General features: G+C 56.1%; 19 protein-coding genes. 15 read left to right on the top strand and 4 right to left on the bottom strand.

Annotation, left to right across the window (positions count from 1 at the left end; translation table 11 throughout):
• Positions 1–33: 33 nt before the first annotated feature.
• Positions 34–1,557, top strand: coding sequence for a GTPase HflX (hflX, locus tag PHC90_03775; GenBank protein MDD3845460.1), 1,524 nt, complete (start codon positions 34–36; stop codon positions 1,555–1,557).
• Positions 1,558–1,855: 298 nt separating this feature from the next.
• Positions 1,856–2,335 (top strand): ATP-binding protein, encoded by a 480-nt coding sequence (locus PHC90_03770; protein ID MDD3845459.1) that lies wholly within the window; start codon positions 1,856–1,858, stop codon positions 2,333–2,335.
• A gap of 112 nt (positions 2,336–2,447) precedes the next feature.
• Here the strand turns inward: PHC90_03770 and PHC90_03765 are convergent, their stop codons facing one another.
• Complete coding sequence (locus tag PHC90_03765; GenBank protein ID MDD3845458.1) at positions 2,448–2,822, bottom strand: DRTGG domain-containing protein; 375 nt, start codon at positions 2,820–2,822, stop codon at positions 2,448–2,450.
• 200 nt (positions 2,823–3,022) lie between these two features.
• On the opposite strand from PHC90_03765, the gene PHC90_03760 reads away from it, so the two are divergent.
• Positions 3,023–3,787 (top strand): sulfite exporter TauE/SafE family protein, encoded by a 765-nt coding sequence (locus PHC90_03760; protein ID MDD3845457.1) that lies wholly within the window; start codon positions 3,023–3,025, stop codon positions 3,785–3,787.
• A gap of 10 nt (positions 3,788–3,797) precedes the next feature.
• On the opposite strand, the gene ftcD is transcribed toward PHC90_03760, so the two are convergent.
• Together ftcD and PHC90_03750 are read right to left on the bottom strand one after the other, a co-directional pair.
• Positions 3,798–4,694 (bottom strand): glutamate formimidoyltransferase, encoded by an 897-nt coding sequence (ftcD, locus tag PHC90_03755; protein MDD3845456.1) that lies wholly within the window; start codon positions 4,692–4,694, stop codon positions 3,798–3,800.
• Positions 4,695–5,122: 428 nt separating this feature from the next.
• Positions 5,123–5,833 carry a PilZ domain-containing protein gene (locus PHC90_03750; GenBank protein ID MDD3845455.1) on the bottom strand — a complete coding sequence of 237 codons (711 nt, stop codon included), beginning with the start codon at positions 5,831–5,833 and terminating at the stop codon, positions 5,123–5,125.
• 122 nt (positions 5,834–5,955) lie between these two features.
• Between PHC90_03750 and PHC90_03745 the strand changes: the two genes are divergently transcribed.
• From PHC90_03745 to PHC90_03705, 9 genes are all read left to right on the top strand, one after another.
• Positions 5,956–6,498: a phospholipase D family protein gene (locus PHC90_03745; GenBank protein ID MDD3845454.1), complete on the top strand. Its 543-nt coding sequence runs from the start codon at positions 5,956–5,958 to the stop codon at positions 6,496–6,498.
• A 134-nt stretch (positions 6,499–6,632) separates the two neighbouring features.
• On the top strand, positions 6,633–10,076 hold the full coding sequence (locus PHC90_03740) for an NAD(P)-binding protein (protein MDD3845453.1): 3,444 nt from the start codon (positions 6,633–6,635) through the stop codon (positions 10,074–10,076).
• A 430-nt stretch (positions 10,077–10,506) separates the two neighbouring features.
• On the top strand, positions 10,507–12,624 hold the full coding sequence (locus PHC90_03735; protein MDD3845452.1) for a TonB-dependent receptor plug domain-containing protein: 2,118 nt from the start codon (positions 10,507–10,509) through the stop codon (positions 12,622–12,624).
• Positions 12,625–12,657: 33 nt separating this feature from the next.
• Entirely contained in the window at positions 12,658–13,527 is an 870-nt protein-coding gene (locus PHC90_03730) for a zinc ABC transporter substrate-binding protein (protein ID MDD3845451.1), read from the top strand.
• A 27-nt stretch (positions 13,528–13,554) separates the two neighbouring features.
• Positions 13,555–14,331: a metal ABC transporter ATP-binding protein gene (locus PHC90_03725; protein MDD3845450.1), complete on the top strand. Its 777-nt coding sequence runs from the start codon at positions 13,555–13,557 to the stop codon at positions 14,329–14,331.
• Positions 14,324–15,172, top strand: coding sequence for a metal ABC transporter permease (locus tag PHC90_03720; protein ID MDD3845449.1), 849 nt, complete (start codon positions 14,324–14,326; stop codon positions 15,170–15,172). The genes PHC90_03725 and PHC90_03720 overlap by 8 nt, the downstream gene beginning before the upstream one ends.
• Positions 15,169–15,807 (top strand): methyltransferase domain-containing protein, encoded by a 639-nt coding sequence (locus tag PHC90_03715; protein MDD3845448.1) that lies wholly within the window; start codon positions 15,169–15,171, stop codon positions 15,805–15,807. Before PHC90_03720 ends, PHC90_03715 begins: the two co-directional genes overlap by 4 nt.
• A 492-nt stretch (positions 15,808–16,299) precedes the next feature.
• Positions 16,300–17,040 (top strand): Crp/Fnr family transcriptional regulator, encoded by a 741-nt coding sequence (locus PHC90_03710; GenBank protein MDD3845447.1) that lies wholly within the window; start codon positions 16,300–16,302, stop codon positions 17,038–17,040.
• A 340-nt stretch (positions 17,041–17,380) separates the two neighbouring features.
• Complete coding sequence (locus PHC90_03705) at positions 17,381–18,739, top strand: chloride channel protein (protein MDD3845446.1); 1,359 nt, start codon at positions 17,381–17,383, stop codon at positions 18,737–18,739.
• 68 nt (positions 18,740–18,807) lie between these two features.
• On the opposite strand, the gene PHC90_03700 is transcribed toward PHC90_03705, so the two are convergent.
• Positions 18,808–19,164, bottom strand: coding sequence for a hypothetical protein (locus PHC90_03700; GenBank protein MDD3845445.1), 357 nt, complete (start codon positions 19,162–19,164; stop codon positions 18,808–18,810).
• A gap of 413 nt (positions 19,165–19,577) precedes the next feature.
• Here PHC90_03700 and PHC90_03695 point away from each other — a divergent pair, with 413 nt between their 5' ends.
• The 3 genes from PHC90_03695 to PHC90_03685 form a co-directional block, all read left to right on the top strand.
• Entirely contained in the window at positions 19,578–20,036 is a 459-nt protein-coding gene (locus PHC90_03695; GenBank protein MDD3845444.1) for a DUF4214 domain-containing protein, read from the top strand.
• Between the two features lie 458 nt (positions 20,037–20,494).
• Complete coding sequence (locus tag PHC90_03690) at positions 20,495–22,036, top strand: flavocytochrome c (GenBank protein ID MDD3845443.1); 1,542 nt, start codon at positions 20,495–20,497, stop codon at positions 22,034–22,036.
• A gap of 432 nt (positions 22,037–22,468) precedes the next feature.
• A partial coding sequence (locus PHC90_03685; protein ID MDD3845442.1) for a 2-hydroxyacyl-CoA dehydratase occupies positions 22,469–22,911 on the top strand: 443 nt, incomplete at its 3' end.

The following is a 22,911-nucleotide window of genomic DNA, read 5'->3' as shown; positions in this document are numbered from 1 at the left end:
GCGATCATCACGCCGGACCTCGCAAGACAACTCATGGACATATCGAAAGAGATGTCACGTCAGATCGGTCTTCTCATCAACCGCCGGGGCGTCATCGAATACGTCATAGTCGGCGATAACCGCCGCATCGAGATCCCCCCGCTTTCGACGGAGAGGACAGGGCGGGCCCGCTTCAGAGGGGTAAGGTTCATTCACACCCATTTAAAGGGCGAGCTTCTTTCCCGCGAGGACCTGACGGACCTCGCCCTCCTTCAGCTCGACCTCGTCGCCTGCATTACCGAGATGAGAGGGGAGAGGACAGAGGCGATCCATGTCGGGTATCTCGTACCCGAAAACAATGAGGGCAAGGCCTGGGATTTCATGGAACCCGGCCCGGTGTCGGAGTTCAACCTCGACTTCACCGAATTCATCACGGAACTGGAGAATGAATTTGTCAGGGAACGGGGCAAACTCTACATGACAAAGGAGAAACAGGACCGCTGCATCATCGTGAGCCTCGTCATGCCCCGCAGGGAAAAGAATGTCGATGATTACATCGCCGAGATGAAGGACCTCTGTTACTCGGCGGGGATCACCGTCCTCGATGTCGTGATACAGCGGCCCAAAGAGCTCCATCCCCGGTACCTGGTCGGAAGGGGAAAGGTCGAGGAGATCGTCATGAAGTGCCAGCAGCTCGGGGCGGACCTTCTCGTTTTCGACGAAGAATTGACGCCCGGCCAGATAAAGAACATATCGGGGATAACAGAGTTGAAGGTCATCGACCGCAACCAGCTTATCCTCGACATTTTTGCCGGCAGGGCCAACACCACGGAGTCGAAGATACAGGTGGAGCTTGCCCAGCTGCGCTACATTCTCCCTCGCCTCACCGAGAAGAGCACGACATTTTCGCGGCTCATGGGAGGGATCGGGGGCCGCGGCCCGGGCGAGCAGAAGCTGGAGGTGGACCGCCGCAGGATAAGGGACAGAATAGCCTTTCTGGAACGCAGGCTCACACAGATACGAAAGGTCCGGGACAAGAAAAGGGAGCGCAGACGCGCATCCTCCATCCCCATCGTCTCTATCGTGGGCTATACGAATTCCGGCAAATCGACACTCCTCAATCTTCTCACAAAAAGCACGGTGGAGGTCGAGGACAAGCCTTTCTCCACCCTCAACCCGACGACACGGATGGTCAAATATCCCGAGCGTAAGAGGATAATCCTCACCGATACCGTCGGCTTCATAACCCGCCTGCCCGAGGTGCTCCTTCGCGCCTTTATGGCGACACTCGAGGAACTCGAAGACGCCCATCTCCTCCTTCACCTTGTCGATATGAGCGCCCCCGATTTCGAAGACCGCATCTCCTCCGTGGAGAATGTCATTGATGGCCTGGGTCTTTCACACAAAAAAGCGCTCATCGTCTTCAACAAGATAGACAAGGCGGACCGTGCCCTTATTCCCAACGTGGAGAGACGGTACAATGCCGTCTCCATATCATCGTTGAAAAAGGAAGGCATTGACCGCCTGATCGCAGCGATCGAGACCGCGCTCGGCGACGAGAACCTTGCAGTGAATTGATTTTTTTCCCAATCTCATTTACATTAGATACAGTTCAAGGGTTCAACCGTTCAAGAGATCAACAGACTGTTGGCAAAGTCTTTCTTCGTCATTCCGGACTTGATCCGGAATCCAGCGGTTTTTCTGACATCATGTTCTTCCTGGATGTCACCTGGGCAAGTGAAGAAACCGGCTCTCGCCGGAACGACAACCGAGCGGGAACCGCTCAAAGATACGAAGCCTGTCAAAAGACTGTCAGGCGTTTCAGAAACCCCCTTATGGGGGGACAATATCAGAAAGCCATATCCGGGAGGATTTGATGGAAGGACACAACGGCACGACTGACAATACGGTTCAGGGGCGTTACCAGGTACTCGGCGAATACGCCGCCCAGGCATCGATGGACTCCATAGACGGCTTCATCGAATTCGCTTCTACCCACGCCCGGCAGCGCGGTTTCACCGACGACCGCGTGGAGGAGGTGCGCCGTGTTCTTACGGAGACCCTGACCAACATAGTCACTTTTACTTTCGACAACGAGCCGGGAGAGATAAAGCTCTCCTGTAACCTCGACAAGTTCGGAAAGTACGTCCTTGCCCTCGTTGATTCCGGCAAGCCATTCAACATGCTCCTCGAAGACGACCCGTTCATCGGCTCCCTCGGCCCGACCCCCGACACACCCCGGCCCACCACCAGAACGATGAAACGCTTCTCCAGCAACATCGAATACAAACGCCTCGAAAACAGGAACCACCTCATAATCACGCTGGCAAGGGATATGAAGAAGGGGAAAGAGTAAGGACAACTTCTAAGACGTTGTCTCACGCCCGTTCGCAGAGAACAATAAAAAAGAGAAGACGTCGCTTGCGCGAAATTACAATAAAAGAACGGGCGCAACGGCGAAGAATGCCCTATGAAAAATCCCGTTCTTCGCCGGCTTTTTCGATGCAGCCGACCATGCCCCGGACGTAGAGCCTGCCGACGGTTTCAAACAGGATGTATTTGGTCGTCAGGATCGGGATGCGCAGCTCTTCCGCAAGCTTTATGGTTTCCGGGAAGGGGCGCTTCCCGCGGACTATGACGATCGCGGCGGCATCGAGAACCTCCGCCGTGCGGACGACTTGATGATTGGCCAGCCCCGTCAATAAGAGACTTCCCGTTTTGCAGTAGACGAGAAGATCGCTCATCAGATCGGCGCAGGCACCCTTTTCCACCTCCATGTCGAGCTGGTCGTGGCCGACAACAACGTCTGCGTCCAGCACCTCTTTAACCTCTCGTAGCTTCATGTCATCAACACTCCGTGACAATATCATATGTTATATAGACATATCATATGCTAAGACCAACAACGCTTCAACCCTTCTGTTCACGGGGAAGAGGGGTACAGGAATCTGGAACCGTCTTTTTCCTTGGAACCTGGAACTTGAAACATGTAACCGTTTTCGTTCATGGATAAACCTGTCCGCTCGTGGTATATTGGTTTCGCATGTCGGCGGAATCGTTCTGTAAGAATCAGGCCAAGGGCCTCGTCATCGGACTGGCAGGCGGCACCTTCGGGGGCCTTGCCGGCCTTGGAGGGGGTGTTATCATGATACCCCTCATGGCCTGGCTTGCAGGGCTGAGCCAGCACGGGGCCCACGGCACGAGCCTTCTCGCAATCGTTTTCACCGGTCTTATCGGGGCCGTTACCTATTTCTTTCACGGCTCCGTGGACTGGCCGGCGGCACTTATCCTTGCCGCGTCTGCCATCGCCACGGCCCGTCTGGGAGCACTCTACGCCCATTCACTCCCCGAGAAAAAGCTGAGAAAGGCTTTCGGCTGGTTCCTCGTCTTTGTATCCCTTCTTCTCGTTTCCAAGGGCCTCATCATGGGGTCGTCCTACCACATCGGTCCCGTCGTGTACTACGTAGTCCTCTTTGCCACGGGTTTGTTCACGGGTTTTCTCTCGGGGATGATGGGCGTCGGAGGAGGAGGCATCATGATACCACCTCTCGTTATCCTCATCGGCATGCCGCAGCACCTGGCCCAGGGCACGTCGCTGCTGGCCATGGTTCCCGGAAGCGCCATGGGCGCCTTTACGCACTACAAACTCGGCAATGTGGCAAAACAGATCGCCCTGGGGCTCATGGCAGGTGCTGCCATCGGAGGCTATTTTGGCGCCACCTTTGCTCACCTCTTGCCCGAGCTCTACCTGAAATTCCTGTTTTCTATTGTTGGGCTATGGATGGGCATAAGGTATATAAGGAGCTGAAACGGTGTTTTCAGTCGCAGAGTTTGTTTTCCAGGATCTGGTCTGCGGTGAAGTCTTCGAGGCCCATGTAGTAGGCGGCGCTCTCGACTATCGCGTCGGAGGGAACGAGGCCTACTATCTCGCTGCCGATGACATTAACACCGTAGCGCCTTGCCTCCGTTCTGACCAGTTCAAGGGCCCGATAGAGGGGGGTCCTGGCATAATTCGTCATGTTCATTGAAACCTGGACAATGCCCCGCTGCTTCAGGTCGATGGGTATGGCCCGGCAGTAGCGCAGTCCCCCGCCCTGGTGACGTACCGCCCCGGCGATGGCGGCCGCAATGGCCATGCTGCCGGTATCAAGATTAACGTTGAACGCCACAAGAGGATTTCTGGCTCCAACGGCCACGACTCCGGCGGTGGGGTGTATCGCGGCATCCCCAAAATCGGGTTTCCATTTTGGATCTTTGAGCTTCTCCGACATGCCCTCGAATCCTCCCCTGCGAATATCGGGAAGATTCTTTCGTTCACGATCAACCGCCGATTCTTCATAGAGAAATACGGGCACGCGAAAGCTCCTCCAGATCTCTTTGGCAACTTCCACCGACAGCACGACGGCTTCTTCCATGGATATACCCCTGACGGGAATGAAGGGTATGACGTCAGCGGCACCCATGCGGGGATGTTCCCCCCTGTGCCTGCGCAGATCGATGGTCCTGACGGCCACCCCGACCGCGTCGATCACCGTCTTCTTTATTCGTGCCGGCTCACCGGCTGCGGTCACGACCAGGCGGTTGTGATCTTTGTCCTTATGATGGTCAAGAAGTCTGACCCCCTTGACGCCGCTGAAGCAATCAAGGATCCTCTCGATCTTTTTTTGATTGCGCCCCTCGCTGAAATTGGGTACCGTCTCAATGATCTTTTTCATAATGTGCGTTCATTGTAACCTTTAGCAGGCTGTTGATAAAGTGTTTTTTGCCGTCATCCCGGACGTGATCGGGAATCCAGCGGTCTTGCCAATCCCACGTTTCCCCCGGTTCCGCCCTTCGCCGGAACGACGCCAGGAAACGGATGGAACGGAAGAACTCCGGAAAAATGTCGGCCTTATTTGCCTCGTGGCAGAATGAAACAAAACAGCGCGGCAAGGACAAAAGATCTCAAACCAGTTCTCTTCATACAGCCCCCTGTGTTTATCGCGGTCGAATATACCTGCCTCAAATCTCATTGCAGCGAAAGGAAAACGGAAGTCAATGTGATTTTCATCCCACCGGATCCTGCTTCATCTTCAATCTCCAGTATCTCTCGCATGCAGTCGCTCACAGGCTATCCGTCCGGAGCAAAAAGGGGGAGGTTCCTCTAGCCTTCCTCGAAGATCTCCTGACGCATCTGCCGTTCCCGCTCGGCCACATATTCCGCGATGCTCTTCGCGACATCGTCGGATATCGAGCAAAACTCGACTCCGATCCGGGTCAGGTCCATGAGATGGACGACACTCCTGACAAAGGCCCGTGCGTGCATGTCTCCCAGAGTGGGGACGGTGATGGTCAGGTCGACGGCGTCACCCGATTTGAAACGGCTCACCGGTTCCGTCATCATGAATGATATGCCGCCGCCGCTTATATCCACGGGCTTCACGTCGATGGCGGCGCCGTTGGCAAAGACAAGACGCGCTGCTACAGGATATGCTCCCGATGGCTGGACCCTGACGTACTTCCGTCTCTCCCTTCTTGTGACCCTGTCGGGATACTGGATGGTCAGATGCATGCGGCGATGCTCGGCCAGTTCAATAGAAAGGATCTTTGTCCCAAAGGTGTAAAGCAAACTGTCACCGGCACAGGTGACCGTGGCCCGTCCCGTTTCCGGGTATTCCCCCGGCGCCAGGGCCGCCAGGATAACGAGAGACTTTTTCTCGCCTTCCCGGAAAACAAGCCGGCAATCGTCAAGTACGATGGTTTCGTCGATGACGACCTTCACGGGCATGTTCTGCCCCGTTATCTCCCGGATATATTGATCTACCTGGTGTTTTTCGCGGAGAACGATGAGACTTTTTTTGTCGTTCCTTCTCATGATATCACGTGGTCTTTGATCTCTATCCTGTCAATTCTCTTTCAAATCACCCCCATTTACAAGAGGAAAGTACAATTGACTTTCCTGATTCCTTTGTCTACGCTATGAGCAAAAGCGCGCCTATGAGCAAAAAGTATCTTTTTCTTCTCCTTCTTCTCGCGGCCCTGGGATCGCTCCCCTTTGGCGCAGGCGGCGGGGAGTTCGGCAAGGATGCCAACATCGGCCTTTGCTTCACACCTGGCGGCTCCTGCACCGACAGGATAATCCGGGAGATCGCATCGGCGCGCTCGGAGATACTCATCCAGGCCTATTCCTTCACATCCGCCCCCATTGCGAAGGCACTCGTCGACGCCCACAAGCGCGGCATCAAGGTCGTCGCCATCCTCGACAAGAGTCAGCGCACGGCAAAATACACCTCCGCCACATTCCTGGCGAACATGAGGATACCGACATACATCGATGGCAAACACGCGATCGCCCACAACAAGGTCATCATCATAGACGCCGCCACAACGATAACGGGCTCCTTCAATTTCACGAAGGCCGCCCAGGAGAAGAACGCCGAGAACCTTCTCATTATCAGGTCGGGAGAGATTGCCAGGGCCTACCGTGAAAACTGGCATGACCACCTAAAGCATTCGGAGCGATACGAACCGAGGTACTAGGTCCAGGTTTCAGGTTACGGCAGCAATGGAACGTGAAATACGGATCAGTCCCCTCCGGGGTGGGCCGGCTTGCTTTTTCCTGTAAAAACAGTATAATAGTGCACGTTTTCGCTTGCATTATGACGGAGGGACAGGTGGTATCATTAACGATAGACAATACTAAATGTACGGCGCGGGAGAACAGCACCATCATCGACGCGGCCCGTGAGAACGGCATAGACATACCCAGCCTGGGATACGATCCCCGGGTCAGTCCCCCGACCAACGTCGAGATCTCCATGGTGGAAGTCGTGGAGAACGGAAGGGCGCGGACAGTCGCGGCAACTGCCACGGCGATAGCTGAGGGGATGGTCGTCACGACCCGTTCACCCGGCCTTGAGAACTTCAGGAAGATATACCTCCAGGCGCTCCTGAGGAACCACTACGGGGATTGCCTCGCGCCATGCGTTGCGCGCTGCCCCGCACACATCGACATCCAGAAATATCTCTACCACGTTGCGAACGGAAACTTCGTCGAAGCACTGGCCGTCATCAGGGAAAACAACCCCTTCCCGTCGGTGTGCGGCAGGGTCTGCCCTCACCCCTGTGAGGCACACTGCCGCAGGAACGCCGTGGATTCACCCGTCAACATAAACGGGGTGAAGCGCTTCATCGGAGACTACGACAGCTACCAGGCCGTCGAGTATACGCCCGCCGTATCTCCCGATACGGGGCACAGCGTAGCCGTGATCGGCGCGGGACCCGCAGGGCTTACCTGCGCATATTTTCTGCGCTCCCTCGGACACAAGGTCACAGTATTAGAGAAACAGGAAGCCGGCGGCGGCATGCTCCGCTGGGGGATTCCCTATTACCGGCTCCCCGAGGACATCCTTGACCGGGAGATACGGGCCATTCTCAGCCTTGATATCGACATACAGTACAACAAGGAATTGGGAAAGGATTTTACCCTGCAGTCCCTGAAACGGGACGGATACGACGCCATATTCCTGGGGATAGGCGCACAGAAGACCTCCCGCATGGCCATACCCGGGGAAGATCTCCCCGGTGTTATGACGGGCCTTGACCTCCTTGCCCGCCTGGCAAGGAAGGAAACGCCGGACCTGGGTGACAGCGTTATGGTCTTCGGAGGCGGCAATACCGCCATGGACGCCGCCCGCAGCGCCATCAGGCTGGGATCGAAGAAGGTGGTCGTCGCCTATCGCCGGACGCGGGCCGAGATGCCCGCCGAGGACCTGGAGATAGAAGAGGCAATGGAAGAAGGCGTGGAGATGATGTTCCTCACCGCCCCCGTCTCCATCACAGGCGACAATGGTTCACTTTCCCTGCAATGTATGAAGATGGTTCTCGGAGAGCCCGATGTCAGCGGCCGACGCCGTCCCGTGCCCGTGGAAGGGTCCGAATTCAACCTCCTCTGTTCAACGATCGTCAGCGCCATCGGGCAGATCGTGGATAACGAGTGTATCGCCCGCGACGATCTTACAACGAAGCGCGGCACGGTCCTTACGAGTGCGGGCACGACAGAAACATCCATCCCCGGCGTCTTTTCCGGCGGCGACTGCGTGAGCGGTCCCGATATAGCCATCAACGCCATAGGCGCGGGCAAACGCGCGGCTATGCAGATGGATGAATACCTCCGCACGGGTAAATGCGCCCCCGTTCCTGAGCCATACAACTGCTCAAAGGGACACTGGCAGATGGTACCTCGTGAAGAGTATAAATGGGTGACCCCGTCGGGAAGGCTGGATATCCCCACCCTTTCTGCAGAAACGCGGAAGCTGAGCTTCCAGGAATCTACGCGGACATGGGAAGGGCAAAGCGCCATGCAGGAAGCATCCCGATGCCTGTCCTGCGGCTGCACGGAGCGCTACAGCTGCATCCTGAGAAGCCATGCGAGCGAATACGGCGTCGAGTTCGATCAGCCCACACCTGCCCGGCCCCTGCCCATCGACGACAACCACCCCTTCATAGTCCGGGACCCTGGCAAATGCATCCTTTGCGGGCTGTGTCTCAAGATATGCCGTGAAATGGAAGGCTCGTCGGCCCTGTCCTTCTATGAAACCAACAATGTCCTTACCATAGGGCCCAATGACCATCGCCCTCTCGACATGACCGTCTGCGTCGCCTGCGGCCATTGCGCTACGGCGTGTCCCACGGGCGCCCTCTCTTTCAAACCCGTCATTCCGCAGATCTACCGCGCCCTCCACGACCCCGACCTCACTGTCGTGGCGCAGATCGCCCCTGCTGTCAGGGCTACCTTCGGCCAACACTACGGCATAGACCCGGCCTCGGTCATGACCGTCCTCTCGGCGGGGCTCAAGCAAGTGGGGTTCAATTTCGTCTTCGACACGTGCTGGGCCGCGGACCTCACCATAATGGAAGAAGGAACGGAATTCTTGAGCCGCATAGCTGAAGGCGGCACCCTTCCGCAGATAACGTCCTGCTGCCCGGCATGGGTGAATTACTGCGAAAAGATGGCGCCCGACATCCTTCCCCATCTTTCCTCGTGCAGGTCCCCGCAACAGATGTTCGGCTCCGTGATGAAGCATTACTTCGCCCGGCAGTTCAGAGTCCCGCCCGAACGCCTCTTCTTCGTCTCGGTCATGCCCTGCAATGCGAAGAAGTATGAAGCGAGGAGACCCGAATTCAACCGTGAGGGCATCTCCGACGTCGACGCGGTGCTCACCACGACAGAGGTCATCACCATGTTCGAGGAGCGCGGGATGGACCCCAGAACCTTCAATCCCGTCCCGGTGGATGCATTCTTCGGAAAGGTAAGCGGCGCCGGGATCATCTTCGGCGCAAGCGGCGGCGTCGCCGAAGCGGCGCTGAGGCTGGCGGCCGAGAAGGTCATCGGCAAGAGGATGGAGGGCTTCACCTACGAGCAGGTGCGGGGACTGACAGGGGTCAAGGAAACCACCATCGGCCTCGGAGAAACAAAGGTGCGCCTCGCCGTCGTGAGCGGCCTGCAGAACGCCCAGGACCTCATTGACCGCATACGTTCCGGAGATGCCCCCTACGACCTCATTGAAGTAATGGCCTGCCCCGGGGGCTGCATCAACGGCTCGGGAAACCCGACCCCCAAACTGACGAGCGATCCCGAAGACAGGCTCGAGGTGCTCTACCGCCTTGATGAAGCCTCATCCATCAAGAAGAGCCAGGATAATCCCACCATTCAGGCGATCTATACGAATTGGCTCGGCAAGCCCGACGGGACCCTATCCCATCACAACCTCCACACCACCTACCGCCGCCGCTCCATGCGCGTGCAGGAATCCGTCGAGGAGCTTCTTCGGGACAATACCCCCATCGATGTGGGTGTCTGCCTGGGCACAAGCTGCTACCTGAAGGGGTCCTTTCATCTCCTTGAGGGACTTTCGGCGGAACTGCGTAAACGGGGCCTTTTGGATCGTTTCAGGATAAAGGCGCGTTTCTGCACCGACCAGTGTTCCGGTGGTCCCAACGTCGTGGTGGGAACAAACGTGATCAATCGCGTTGACCCCAATAACCCTGTCGCCTTCATCGACGCATATCTTATTCCGGCTCTCGGAGCGGCTGCAGGCAAAGACATCAAGCGCTAGGGACCGGCTTCCGGCATATGCATAAGGCCCGGCGCCCCGGGAAACGCTGCCTTCTCCGACACAATCATTCACATTGTATTGATATGGCGGGAGCGGTGCCAGGGACGCCCTCGCGTCCTCGTAAATTTCCGCGAAAATTGACGCCCTGAACGGGCATCCTTATATCCTCCTCCGTGCTCCTTCCCACAACCGCGGAACTCAATCTGGACGGATGGAATTTCATGGTCCGGTCATGGGCCCGGCCATCGTCGCAGACAATCTTATATTGACAGCATGGGGCACTCAATGCTACGTTTCTTAAGTTAGTAGCACGGCTGCAGCCTGGAAATCTGTCGGGCCCGCAGATGACGTCGGGGATAACGGTATAAAGACACCTGTCGACAGAGCGTGAAAGAAAGCCTAACCGGTGGTGGAGACAATTGGAGACCATATGATGAACAACAGCGGAAGAATTGCGATCAGTCTTGCTTTGCTCATTTTGCTGGCTGCCGCGCCCGCATGGGCCAAGGATACGGGGGGGGACAAGGAGGCGGGTCACATTGACGAAAAGAAGCTTGTTCTCGACAGGATCACAGTCACGGAGACCCGTTACGACAACCCGGTCACACCCGTCGATACCCGCTACGGCACCCGGTACAATGTGGTGACTGAAGAACAGATCGAGCAGCAGAACTCCTACGACTTTCAGTCGACCCTGCGTGATGTGCCGGGGGTTATGTCTCAGGGTAAAAACCTTATGGGCAGCCAGACCAGTCACAGTCTTTACATTCGCGGCCGGGGATCGAGCCACCCCAGTTCCGATATCGTTGTCCTTTTTGATGGGGTACCCCGCTTTGGCGGATTATTCGGCCAGGTGCTGGGCGATGGCATCGCCGTTTCCACGATCGGGGGGATGGAGATCTACAAGAGCCCGCAGCCGGCCCAGTTCGGCAGCGGTTATGCGGCAGTCAATGTTATGCCCAGGTATATGAAAAAGGAGGGGCAGGAGGCGGTGCTCGGCTTCAGCGGCGGGAGTTACGGTACATTTGACGAGAGCCTCTCCGCCGGTCTCAGGAAAGGACCATTGGACATCTACGCATCCCAGAGTTGGGCAGGCACGGACGGCAGCCGCGGCAATTCCGCTTCCCATCAACAGAACCTTTATGCCAATGCCGGTTACCAGATCACCAGGAACTGGAACATGCGATTTCTTATCAACCAGGTGAACGGCAAGACAGAGGCCCCCATGCCGGACAGCATACCTGATGCAGTCAACGGGGTAAGCTATCCGGGCGCAGAGCGTTACAAGACAGACACCTTGTTCGCCACGTTCACCCTCGGCCACGAATACGACCGTGCCAGCGGCTATATCAAGGGCTACTGGAACGACACCACCTTTGACCTGCTGCAGGAATTGAGTAACGGCAGCCCCTACGGCAACGGCACCGGCGGTCTCTGGTCGAGGCAGAAGGTCGCCCTCTACGGGGCCCGGGCAAAAGAGAAACTCCATCTGTGGCCCGGCGGCGAGGTTCTCGTCGGGACCGACCTTGATATGACAACACTCAAGAACACACAGCAGACATACAGCGGGCTGGCACCCAGCGGAGCGGGGGCGGCCGGTGTTAACGGCGGCAAGGCCAGACGGGTCTGGGATTTTCCCGACACAAGGCTCCTGTCTCCCTATATTGCCGCGAGCCATACATTCGGCCGACCGGAGAGCTTTCACATTACCCCTTCAGCGGGGCTGCGCTATTACAACCACGACGAATTCAAGGACAAGACGGCGCCCCAGGCCGGCCTGGTGATGGGATACGCCAATACCGACCTGAACATCAATTATTCCCGCGGCGTCAACTATCCCTCCCCGATCGTGCTGATGAACATGGTGCGCACCGACGCACCCGTCGCCAATGCACAGCAGTACTGGAAGAACATTAAGCCCGAAGTGGTGGACCACTACGAATTGGGCCTGACCCACTCGTGGCCGAAAATAGCCACGCTGGGTGCGACGGTCTTTCGTGACGAGGGAAAAGACCGGTTCCTGGCGTATATGGGCGGACCCGCCATCCCAACCCAATTCAATGATTATGTCGGCCATTACGAGATCGAGGGGCTGGAGTTGACCGGTACGGTGACCGCCGCAACAAACCTTGAATTCTTCGCCGCCGCCACCTGGTTGACAGCCGAGGCCAAGGGGGCCGATGGTGTGGAAACCAACCACATACCCTACACCCCCGGCTTCCAGTTCCAGACCGGGGCCAGGTGGACATTCCTGAGCAACTTCCAGATCTTCGCAGACATGCAGCACCTCAGAAATCTCTATCAGGGCACTTTCTCGCGGGGTGGCACCTTTAATACCCCTCGACTTACCGGCAAAGACAAACTCAACGACATCACCCTTGTCAATACGCGGTTGAGCTATCGTTTCGACTACACATCATTGAGGTTGAAGGACTCGAACATTTTCTTTGCCGTCAACAACATCTTCAACAAGGATTATGAATATGCCAGGGGCTATCCCATGCCGGGAACAACCTTTTTTGCGGGGTTCAGCCTGAAGTTCAATTAAACCTGCCTTTTTGAGGCAGATAAGGAGAGTACCGTGTTTGCGGAACGATCATCGATCGTGGTGAAACAACATATGCGGATGAGGAAAACGTGGCTCTGCCTTGTTGCGGTAATGGTCCTGGCATGCCTTTTAGCCGGATGTTCCGACGATCCCGGGAGAGCCAGCGTCCGGAGCCCGCGTATCATCGTGACGTCGGACACCATCCTGTCGGACATGGTTACCTCCCTGCTGCCTGCCCACCGCTATTCCGTCGCGGCCATACTTCCCGCGGGGCAATGCCCCGGACATTACGACGTAAAACTGAAGGATATCGAGAAAATGAAAACAGCAGCCCTGAATGTCTCCTTCACGGGCCTGTCCTTCATGGACAAGGCGGGGCTGGATGACAGGGTGCGCCTCGTTGTCGATGCGGGAAACCGCAACTGGATGGCACCCGATTCATACATATACGGCCTGGGGCTGCTTGCCGACAGACTTTCAGAGCGTTTCCCCGAAGACAAAGGTGAAATAGCCCGCCGGAAGGAAGATGCCATCCGCCGGGTAAGACAGGAAACGGGCACGCTCCTTCAAGAGATCAAGCAGGCGGGAATCTTCGGAAAACCCGTTATCGCATCCTCCATGCAAAAAGAACCCCTGGAGTGTATGGGTTTCCGTGTTGTGGGAGAATATGGCAGGCCCGAAGCAATGTCCGCGAAGGACGTTGTCGAACTGGCACGGATCGGGAGGGACCGCAGGGCCATTATGATCGTGGACAATCTCCAATCCGGGCCGGATGCCGGCAGGGGGATCGCCGAAACGCTTAAGGTCTCCCATGTTGTCCTCACGAATTTCCCGTCCGAAAAAGGATATCTCACCACACTGGGCGAGAACGTTAACATCCTTCTCGCCGCTGTGCGAAAATAGGGCGCAGCCCTTTGCAATGAATCCATTATGAACGAGCAATCAATAGCCCTTGACGGGGTAACGGTCAGAAAAACGAGGGTGCTCCTTCTTGACAATATCAGCCTTGTCGTGTCGCAGGGCGAGCTTGTCGGGATCATCGGCCCCAACGGCGCCGGCAAGACCACGCTCCTCAATGTCCTGGCGGGATTCGAGAAGTTCGAGGGAACGATCAGCCTCTTTGGGCGCCGCGAAACCCACAGGCGCTCTCGCGAGGCGCGGCTTCGCGTCGGCTACGTTCCGCAATTGTTCCCCATCGACCCTGCCTTTCCCATCCTTGCGGGGGAGACAGTCATGACAGGTGCGATAGGACGGACGGGCCTCTTTCGCTCCCCCGGCAGGCGAGAGAAAGACGAGGCCATGCGGCTCATGGAGATGATGCGCGTGGCCCATCTCGCTCACAGGCCCCTCGGGCAGTTATCTGGCGGCGAGCGACAGAAGGTGTCGCTGGCGCGCGCCATCCTTCAGGAACCCGATGTCCTCCTCATGGATGAGCCAACGGCAAACCTGGACATCGCCGTCCAGAAGGAGGTCCTCAACCTTATAGACGAGATCCACAAGGAGGGAAACCTGACGATCCTCTTCGTCACCCACGATTTCACCATGCTTCCCGCCGCGATGGACCGCGCCGTCCTCCTCGATCACGGAAAAAAGGCGTTCGATGGAAACATCGACACCGCCCTGTCGGGCGAAACCCTGAGCAGGTTGTTCCAGTATCCGCTGGAGATCTTCAAACGCAACGGCAGGAGATTCGTTTCCTATGATTGATGGCCTTATCGACGCACTCGCCTATCCGCCCATTCTGCGCGCCGCCATTGCCTGTGTGCTGTGCGGGGCAAGCTGCTCCGTTCTTTCCGTATTCGTCGTTCTCATGAAAATGCCGCTCATCGGCGTGGCCATGTCCCACGCCGCTTTCGCCGGTGCCGTGCTGGGCATGCTCCTTGACGTCAATCCCCTGTTGAGCGGGTTCATCATGTGCCTGATTGCGGCGGGAGTGCTCGGACCCCTATCGGACCGCACGGACCTTGCCCCCGAGAACGCGCTGGGCATTCTCTTTTCCTTTCTCATGGGAATTGCCTTTCTCGGTATGGGCATCCTCACCAGGACAAAGGCGGGCGCCCTCAACCTGATGTGGGGAAGCCTCCTGTCGCTGTCGCGCCTCGACATTACAGTGCTGACCCTCGTCACGCTGGTCCTCGTGCTTTTTGTACTGCTGTTCTTCAAGGAGATCCGTTCCGTCCTGTTCAACAGGCGCCTCGCGGCGGCGAGCGGCGTGCCGGAGAGGATGATCTATTACGCGCTCCTCTTCCTCACGGGGGCCGTGGTGTCGTCGAACCTTGCGACCGTGGGGGGCCTGCTCATCTTCGCCCTCCTCGTGCAGCCCGGAGCGACAGCCCTCCAACTCACATACAACATGAAACACTTCTTCCTTATTTCCGCGGCCTCCGGGATCGGTGCCTGTGTTTCCGGTCTCGCAGTGTCCTATATCTTCGATCTTCCCTCCGGCGCGTCGGTGGTCCTCACGGCTACGGTCATCTTTGCCGCCGCATACATCTTTTCACCAAAACGCCGCATGGCAAAACTCAAGGAAAGGAACCGCACCCCATGAACATGACCCCCGATGAGATGTATCGCAGACGCAAGGAATTCTTTAACGAACATGCCGAAGAGTGGCTTGACACATGGTACACAGACCGGGGCACCGGTATCTGCGACAAGCATGCCAGAGACTTCGAGCGCCTCTTTTCGCTCCTGCCGCTGAAGCCCTCAGACCACGTACTGGACGTAGGGTGCGGAACCGGCATACTGGTCCCCCTCATTCTCGAACGCATTACATCGACAGGCATCCTCTACGAACTGGATTTTGCGGAAAAGATGCTGGAAGTCAACCGTAATCTCCACGAGGAGAAAAACATTCGATTTGTCCTTGCGGACGCGGAGAATCCTTTGCTCGATGACAATTCCTGCGACGTAGTCATCTGTTTTTCCTGCTTCCCCCATTTTCATGAAAAGGAAAAAGCGCTGTCCGCGCTTACACGGGTTTTGAAACCTCGGGGCATTCTTGTTGTGTCCCACTTCGACTCATCGGAGGGGATCAACAGGCACCACGGGTCCTGTCATGCCGTCATGCATGACCATCTGCCCGATGAAAAGTCGATGCGCGACCTTCTCCGGGGGGCCGGCCTCAGCATCCACCGTTTCATAGACGAGCCCGGCTTCTACTTTATCTCTTCCTCAGGATAGGTTGAGCTCAATCAGGGGAATGTCCGGAGTCAGAAAAAAGCACATTCCCCCATCTTCCCTATCTTGCGGCCGGAACCGGGCTGTATTTGCGTGAACCAAGATAGATCTCAGCTCCGGAATCGGAGGTCAGATCATCGCTTCCGGCGGCTTGCTATCAAAATCAGTATCGGGGTTGCCACCACGCCGACTCCAAGGACAATGGAGATAATATCGAAATAATGCATATGTCACACCTCCTTCCCTCTGGCGACCGGTCTCCAACACCCCTGTCCCAACCCGGGACTCGTGCAGGCGAAGGAAACGGGAAGGGGATTCGCCGTCCGTCACGGCGGTCCCTGACTCGCGCCATACTCGATGATAAATGAAGGAAGGGACCCTTTCTACTAACCGGTTTATACAATAAGCCCGCCGACTATGTTAACCTGTTAACATTACGGAGCCCAGACAGGGGGTAGATTTAGAGAAGACCGGAATGAGAAAAAGAGGGGGGATATGGAACGCAAAGAAAACGCGCCTGATTCACCTTACCTGACCGACAATCTGAAGGATTATCCGTCTGAGTTGGCCTTGCTTTACGAAAACTCAACGAGGCGGTTGTACTCCGCAGGGGAGATGGTCTACATCCAGAGCGATGCGAGCAAACCCGAGTTCTATCTCATCGAAAGCGGCCGGGTCAAGATAGCGCTTCTGAGTAAAGACGGGTCCGAAAGGACCGTCATCATTCAGGAGAGAAACACGCTTTTCGGCTATGCCGCCGCCTTTGACGGTCATCCCCATTTCCAGACGGCCACCGCCCTGGAGCCGTCGCAATTGCGCGTGATCCCCGTCGAAACCTTTCTTGCGCTCAACGACAAGTATCCCAGGCTCTCCGCCGTCCTCATTGCCGCCTTCGCCAGGGTAACCAGGATGCTGATACTTCAGATCGAAAATGACTCTTTTATGGATGCCCGCCGCCGGGTCGCTCATATGCTCTGCAAACTGGCCTCGGAGGTGGGGCAGAGAACACCGAAAGGCATCCTCATCGCAAAAAAGGTAACTCAGGAAGATATTGGAAGCCTGACAGGTCTTTCAAGGGTTTCGGTCTCCCTCGCCCTCAACCACTTCGAAGAAGAGGACCTCCTCAGGAAAAAAAGGAATATGATCGAGATCTTCAATGTGGAAAAGCTGCAAAATGTCGCCGGCGGAACCGCAAAGATGGGGAGGCCCGGGGGACATTTCCAGGAAATTAAATGACTTTTCAACCAAGCCCGGATTTTCCTGGGTAAAACGGATAGGGCAGCTCTGGGGACATCCTGCGGTCCTGCCGTCGATTGATATTTTAAGGACTTCCCTCCCGATTCATAGATGGTGACATTTCCCTTCAAACCATGAGACGTCCCGGAAAAGGCTGATTGCGCCGAAGATGATGCGAGTGCGGCCTCATTCTGGCAAAGTCCGGTCCAGAATCTCGGCGATGTTGCACAATGCACCCGCTTCGTTGTATATCGATTGGTGGCTTGTTCGGACTTGTCTATGTAAAAAAACAGTATACTGCGATAAAATAGCGAAATTGACATGTGAGGAGCGCTCGGGCATGAAGAGGGAGTTTGAAGAAGAATCCATCATATTTGCCAGCATTGCCAAATGGTTCTTCCTTGCCACATTGACCGGGGCGGTCATCGGTCTTGCGTCGGCACTTTTTCTGAAAGTATTGAACTTTAGCATCCAAACCGGGGAAAGGTACCATTATTATTTTCTCTTGCTCCCCGCAGGTCTTCTTGTCAGCGTCCTTATCAGAAAAATGACAGGTGATGAATCGAGAGGCCTGGGCGCGGAGATCGAAGCGGTCCACAAGAAATCCGGCAAGATAAAGCCCCGTGCCGTCCTGCTGAAGCTTGTCGCCACTGTGGTGACGGTGGCGACGGGGGGTTCCGCGGGAAAAGAAGGGCCCTGCGCGGAAATAGGCGCCGGAATTTCGTCAATCCTCTCTGACGTCCTGAGGCTCAATAAGTATGATAGAAGGAAGCTCGTCATCTGCGGGATAAGCGCCGGGCTGGCGGCGGTTTTCGGCACCCCGATCTCAGGTGCCATCTACGGGATCGAAGTTCTCGCTGTCGGAAGCATCCTGTACGATGTGCTCATGCCTGCCTTTGTCGCCGGGATAACCGCCTATCATGTATCGTCCGCACTCGGGATCCAGTACTTCTCGTACAAGATCACCGTGGTGCCGGTTTTCGGTGAAGCATTCCTGCTCAAGGTAGTCGCGGCGGGCCTTTTTTTCGGTCTCTGCTCGTTCCTGCTGATCTACTCGCTGCGCATAGGGAGGAGTCTTGTTGACAGGATAAAGGTGGGCGAGTCCTTGAAAGCCGTAATGGGGGGTATTGTCCTTGTGGGCCTGGCATTTGCCGTATCTCCCCAATATCTTGGCCTTGGCCTGAAGACGACGGAAAATGTGCTGAGCGGCGCAGATATCATCTGGTACGCCTTCATAATGAAAATGATCTTTACAAGCGTCACGTTCAGCAGCGGCGGGTGCGGGGGTATCGTGACCCCGATATTCTTCATCGGCGCCGCGGCGGGATCGCTATTTGCAAAGGTCCTGGGGTTGGATCCGGCGACCTTCGCCGCCCTCGGCGCACTTTCGGTTATGGCGGGAGCGACAAATACCCCCATCGCGGCAAGCATTATGGCGCTGGAGCTCTTCGGAACAGCCATAGCGCCCTATGCGACAATTGCATGCGCAGTGAGTTTTTTGATGACAGGGCACCGAAGCGTATACCCCTATCAGTTGCTTGGCGTACAGAAATCGAGCATGCTGAAGGTGGATCTCGGAACTGAAATGGAGAACGTCCATGTCGAGATCGATGAAGAAATCGACAACATCGCCTCCCGTTGCCTGGCCCGCCTTAAGCATCTCCGGAAAATGCTGGTCTCGCGGAAGAAAAAGCGATGATGCAGCGAGACGACAGGCCTCACTCGCACGCGTTATTTAATCTTTTAAACGTCCCCTTTATGCTCCTTTTAATGACGCTTGAACCTGAGAAAGTTTGCGCACGTGTTGTTGGATCGGCTGCCGGCGTCGCATCCGCATTGGATACGCGTGTAGTCGTTGCATGTTGTGTATCCCCTGCGGTTACGCACTCCGTTCGTACTGATCAGCCTGCATGCGTGATTGGTCCATTCCCTCTGGCTCATGCCTACGAGCTTCACGAAAGACCCGTTTGGCATAACATAGTACGGACCGTCGGGCGTGATCAGGTCGTGAACGAAAGTCGGCTGCCAGCCGTTTCCACGACATGGTCCGGCATCCGCACTGGTTGAGGCAAGACCGATAAGACAGATAATCCCCAGGCAAAGCACAAACAACCTGATTTTCATTTGCAAACCCTCCTCGATGTCATTTCACGAACTCAGGTTAATCGATACCTGAACTCCCACAAACTACGCTAAGCCATCGATTATATCAACCACAAAGGATTTACTTCTGTAATCTGGACTACATTCCGTGCGCCACAGTGCTTTCAAGAGGAGCGTCATGGAATGGGGGCGCAGGTGATATGTTTCGTCCGGGACGCGGCGAGCCTGGCCCCAGGGGTTCCCCCATAAAGTGGAATTCCCCCGACCTTGACATAACCCTTTATGGCGGGTATGCTGTTTAAACCGGGCCATACTTAAGGGTCTTCTATGAATAAAAACAAGGTGGAAGACGTGGTGTTGCAAGCATGCCGATTTCGTTTCCGCGAAACGATTACGGAAGGCGCCCATGTTTTCATTACCATCAAGGAGGGCAAATGAAGAAGAACTATACCGTGCAGATGGCAATCATCATTGCGGCCGTTATTCTCTGCGGCGCTCTCGATGCCGAGGCAGTTCCGAATCCGGGAGCCATCTCCTGGAGGGGTTCACCGACTGCGTTTGTAACTTCCCTTTATGTCGGAGTGCTTGGCAGGCAGCCCGAAAGCCAGGCGGTGGTGAACGGGTGGGCCGCACAGGTGAACGCCACCCCTCATTCACGCTACCAGGTATTCTGGAGGTTTGTCAATTCGCCCGAATACCAGGGGAGCCGGTGGGCGAAACAGCGGAGAGAATACACCGTCTATCGAAAATACTACATCAAGAGTGATATTTACAAATACAGTGTGAGCAAGGGTCCATTGGGCGCCGACTATTATCCTCACGCCGGGCCATACACTTTCGGGGTAGCGATGGCCCTCAGAGGCTATTTCGAAGCATTTTTCACGCGCAGGTGACGGGGATTTCACTTCAAGATCCATAACGGGGGGGGATAACCCGGTCTGAGGGAATGTAAAAACTGAGGGATGTCCCCAAAGATACCCCCCCTCCATCTGGTCCCTGGGAGGGTGGACGGGGTCAATATCTTTGTTGTCGAATACCCAGCTTCCCTTCCAATTCCCGAATGCGACGGCGCATGCTTTCGTCATGCTCCATTGTCACGAATAAACAGAGCGCCGGCAGTATTTGGCGCAACACACCAGAAAAAAGCGGCTACAGGCGTTCCATCATACGACACCCGTATCGACCGTACAAACCAGGCCAGAGCAAGCGGAGGGAAGATCTTAAGCTGCCGCCTGAAGCCCGAATGACGAAGAAATTCGGCCACGAGGGCTGATCGTGAACAATTCTGGACAAGTACAACGGGTAGTTTTATAATAGATAGATAAAATCCATTTGTCGAAAGGAGGCACCTATGAAAGACGATGAAAACGGGAGATCTGGCAGCGATGTAGGGTCCGGCCTTAGCAGACGGAAGTTTTTGGCAGGGACGGGCATGGCGGTGGCAGGAGCACTGGCGACCGGTGCGTTGATGCCGGGCAGGGTTGAGGCGGTACCGCCGCCTAAGAAATGGGGCAAGACCACAGACGTCCTTATCGTCGGCACCGGGTATTCCGGACTGGCCGCGGCCATTGAGGCGCATGACGCCGGATCCAAGGTCACGATCATCGAAAAAGCGCGCGTGATAGGAGGGAATTCGGTAATTGCGAGTGGGATCTATAATTGTTCGGAACCCGACGTGCAGGCAAAGTACGGGATCAAGGACTCCCCCGAACTGCACTATCAACAGACGCTGGCGGCCGGCGATTTCAGGGGCGACCCCGAGAAGGTGAAATACATGACGGACCATGCCCTGGAAGGACGCAAGTGGCTCGAAAAACAGGGGGTCAAATTCGACGTAAAACCCTATACGGCTGTCGGCGCCCTCTGGGCCAGGAGCTTCGACCCCGTGGGCAAGGGCAGGGGCGGCTCGATCATACGGGCACTCAAAGCCCAGGTCGACAAAAGAAACATCCCTGTCATGATGAATGTAAAACTGAAGGCCATCGTCAGGCAGAAAACCCTTGACGGCAATGTCATGGGTGCGGTGGTCACCGAAAAAGGCAAAGATATATACATCAAGGCGGCAAAGGCCGTTATCCTGGCAACCGGTGGTTTCGGCGCCGACGTCGCTATGCGCTCCAAGTACGACCCCCGTCTCGGTCCCGATGTTCCGACCACGAACGTGCCCACCGCCACGGGAGAGGCCATTGTCATCGCCGAGAACGAAGGCGCCGACGTCCTCGGGATGGATTATATTCAAATGCTCATAGCCTGTAACTATTACACGAAGAAATACGGGTCTCTGACAAATCTCGGCGTCGATCATGCCCTTTTCGTCAACCTCGAAGGAAAAAGGTTCGTCGCCGAGGACCAGCGCCGCGATGTTATGGCCGAAGCCGTCCTGAAGCAGACAAAAAAGGTGCTGCTCTGGGTCGCCGACGATAAGTGCTCCAAGAGGTTCAAACCGAACATGATCGAGGAGATCATCAAGGACGGTCTCGCTTTCCGGGGAAACACGCCGGAAGAACTCGCGAAGGTCCTCAATGCAAAGCTTGGGGTCCCTGAAAAGGCCTTCATCGAATCCATCGCCAAATACAATGAAAGCGTAAAGAAGGGCAAAGACGAGGAGTTCGGCAAGAAACCTGCGAACCTTAAGCCCGTCAGTGTCGGTCCCTTCTATGCGAGTCCGACACAGGCCGGCGTGCATCACACAATGGGCGGCATCTACACGAAAGGGATCACCTGTCAGGTCATAGACCGTGAAAGCAAGGTCATCCCGCGGCTGTATGCGGCAGGCGAGGTCACCGGCGGCGTCCATGGCGCGAACAGGGTCGGAGGAAATGCGACGGTGGACTGCGTCGTCTTCGGAAGAAATGCCGGTATCAACGCGGCGAAGGAAAAACCCTGGGGCTGAGACTCTCAAGGGCCACGGATATACAGCACACACGGTAACGGTTAAGAAAGGGCGGGGCCATGCACCCTGCCCTTTCTTTTTCTCATGTAATCTTCGCTGGACTCCCTGCCCGGGTCGCCGCAAGTCTGGCGAAGAGAGCCATGTTCGTGCTGCGCCCCGCCAGAGGGGAGTACCAGCCCCCGTGTGGTTCGCATAACTGGTTGACTTTGGGCGGGGCATTCAGTTACATTAGTTATTATTCAAAAAGGAAACGTGAATATGTACAGGATAGCGAATATATTTTTCACATCAGGCTGAGAGGCATACAGGGAGCCCGGGCGGCTTCCCATTGTGACCGTGTTCGCGGTTTCTTCGCCTTAATCCATCAAAATGCCTCCTTAGGGATCCGGCGCGGATATCCGTGGCCGGATCTTTTATTTTCGGGAGGTTTTCATGTCAGATTACACACAAATGTGGTCCGATCTGGGCCTTGATCTCAAGGGCCATGATGCGCTTCTTTCCGTCCTCGGCAGTGCATACCAGGACATCTTCCTTTCCCAGAAGAACCGTCCCGAAGGGATGAAGTATTTCGACTTCGTCATGAGCGAGGTGCACGGCCTCAGGATCAAGGAACTCATGGACGCAAAAGCGCAGGGCCGCATCGTGGTGGGTTCCTATTGCGTCTTCGTGCCCGAGGAGCTCATCCTGGCGGTGGACGGGGTATCCGTCGGTCTCTGCGCGGGTGCGGAGTTCAACTTCGAGGGTGCCGAAGAGGTGATCCCCAGGAACCTCTGCCCACTGATCAAGTCAGCCTTCGGGTTCAAACGCGGACTTGTGTGCCCCTACCTCGAGGCGAGCGATATTGTCGTCGGCGAGAACACCTGCGACGGCAAGAA

The organism is Syntrophorhabdaceae bacterium, assembly GCA_028698615.1.
Classification (GTDB): domain Bacteria; phylum Desulfobacterota; class Syntrophorhabdia; order Syntrophorhabdales; family Syntrophorhabdaceae; genus Delta-02.
Note: the sequence above shows the minus strand (reverse complement) of the source record. Positions and strands in the feature narration are given on the sequence as shown.

Coding starts and splice junctions, on each gene's coding strand:
- hflX (MDD3845460.1), top strand. CDS start 34: ATGGACATATCGAAAGAGATGTCACGTCAGATCGGTCTTCTCATCAAC.
- PHC90_03770 (MDD3845459.1), top strand. CDS start 1,856: ATGGAAGGACACAACGGCACGACTGACAATACGGTTCAGGGGCGTTAC.
- PHC90_03765 (MDD3845458.1), bottom strand. CDS start 2,822: ATGAAGCTACGAGAGGTTAAAGAGGTGCTGGACGCAGACGTTGTTGTC.
- PHC90_03760 (MDD3845457.1), top strand. CDS start 3,023: ATGTCGGCGGAATCGTTCTGTAAGAATCAGGCCAAGGGCCTCGTCATC.
- ftcD (MDD3845456.1), bottom strand. CDS start 4,694: ATGAAAAAGATCATTGAGACGGTACCCAATTTCAGCGAGGGGCGCAAT.
- PHC90_03750 (MDD3845455.1), bottom strand. CDS start 5,833: ATGAGAAGGAACGACAAAAAAAGTCTCATCGTTCTCCGCGAAAAACAC.
- PHC90_03745 (MDD3845454.1), top strand. CDS start 5,956: ATGAGCAAAAAGTATCTTTTTCTTCTCCTTCTTCTCGCGGCCCTGGGA.
- PHC90_03735 (MDD3845452.1), top strand. CDS start 10,507: ATGATGAACAACAGCGGAAGAATTGCGATCAGTCTTGCTTTGCTCATT.
- PHC90_03725 (MDD3845450.1), top strand. CDS start 13,555: ATGAACGAGCAATCAATAGCCCTTGACGGGGTAACGGTCAGAAAAACG.
- PHC90_03720 (MDD3845449.1), top strand. CDS start 14,324: ATGATTGATGGCCTTATCGACGCACTCGCCTATCCGCCCATTCTGCGC.
- PHC90_03715 (MDD3845448.1), top strand. CDS start 15,169: ATGAACATGACCCCCGATGAGATGTATCGCAGACGCAAGGAATTCTTT.
- PHC90_03710 (MDD3845447.1), top strand. CDS start 16,300: ATGGAACGCAAAGAAAACGCGCCTGATTCACCTTACCTGACCGACAAT.
- PHC90_03705 (MDD3845446.1), top strand. CDS start 17,381: ATGAAGAGGGAGTTTGAAGAAGAATCCATCATATTTGCCAGCATTGCC.
- PHC90_03700 (MDD3845445.1), bottom strand. CDS start 19,164: ATGAAAATCAGGTTGTTTGTGCTTTGCCTGGGGATTATCTGTCTTATC.
- PHC90_03695 (MDD3845444.1), top strand. CDS start 19,578: ATGAAGAAGAACTATACCGTGCAGATGGCAATCATCATTGCGGCCGTT.
- PHC90_03690 (MDD3845443.1), top strand. CDS start 20,495: ATGAAAGACGATGAAAACGGGAGATCTGGCAGCGATGTAGGGTCCGGC.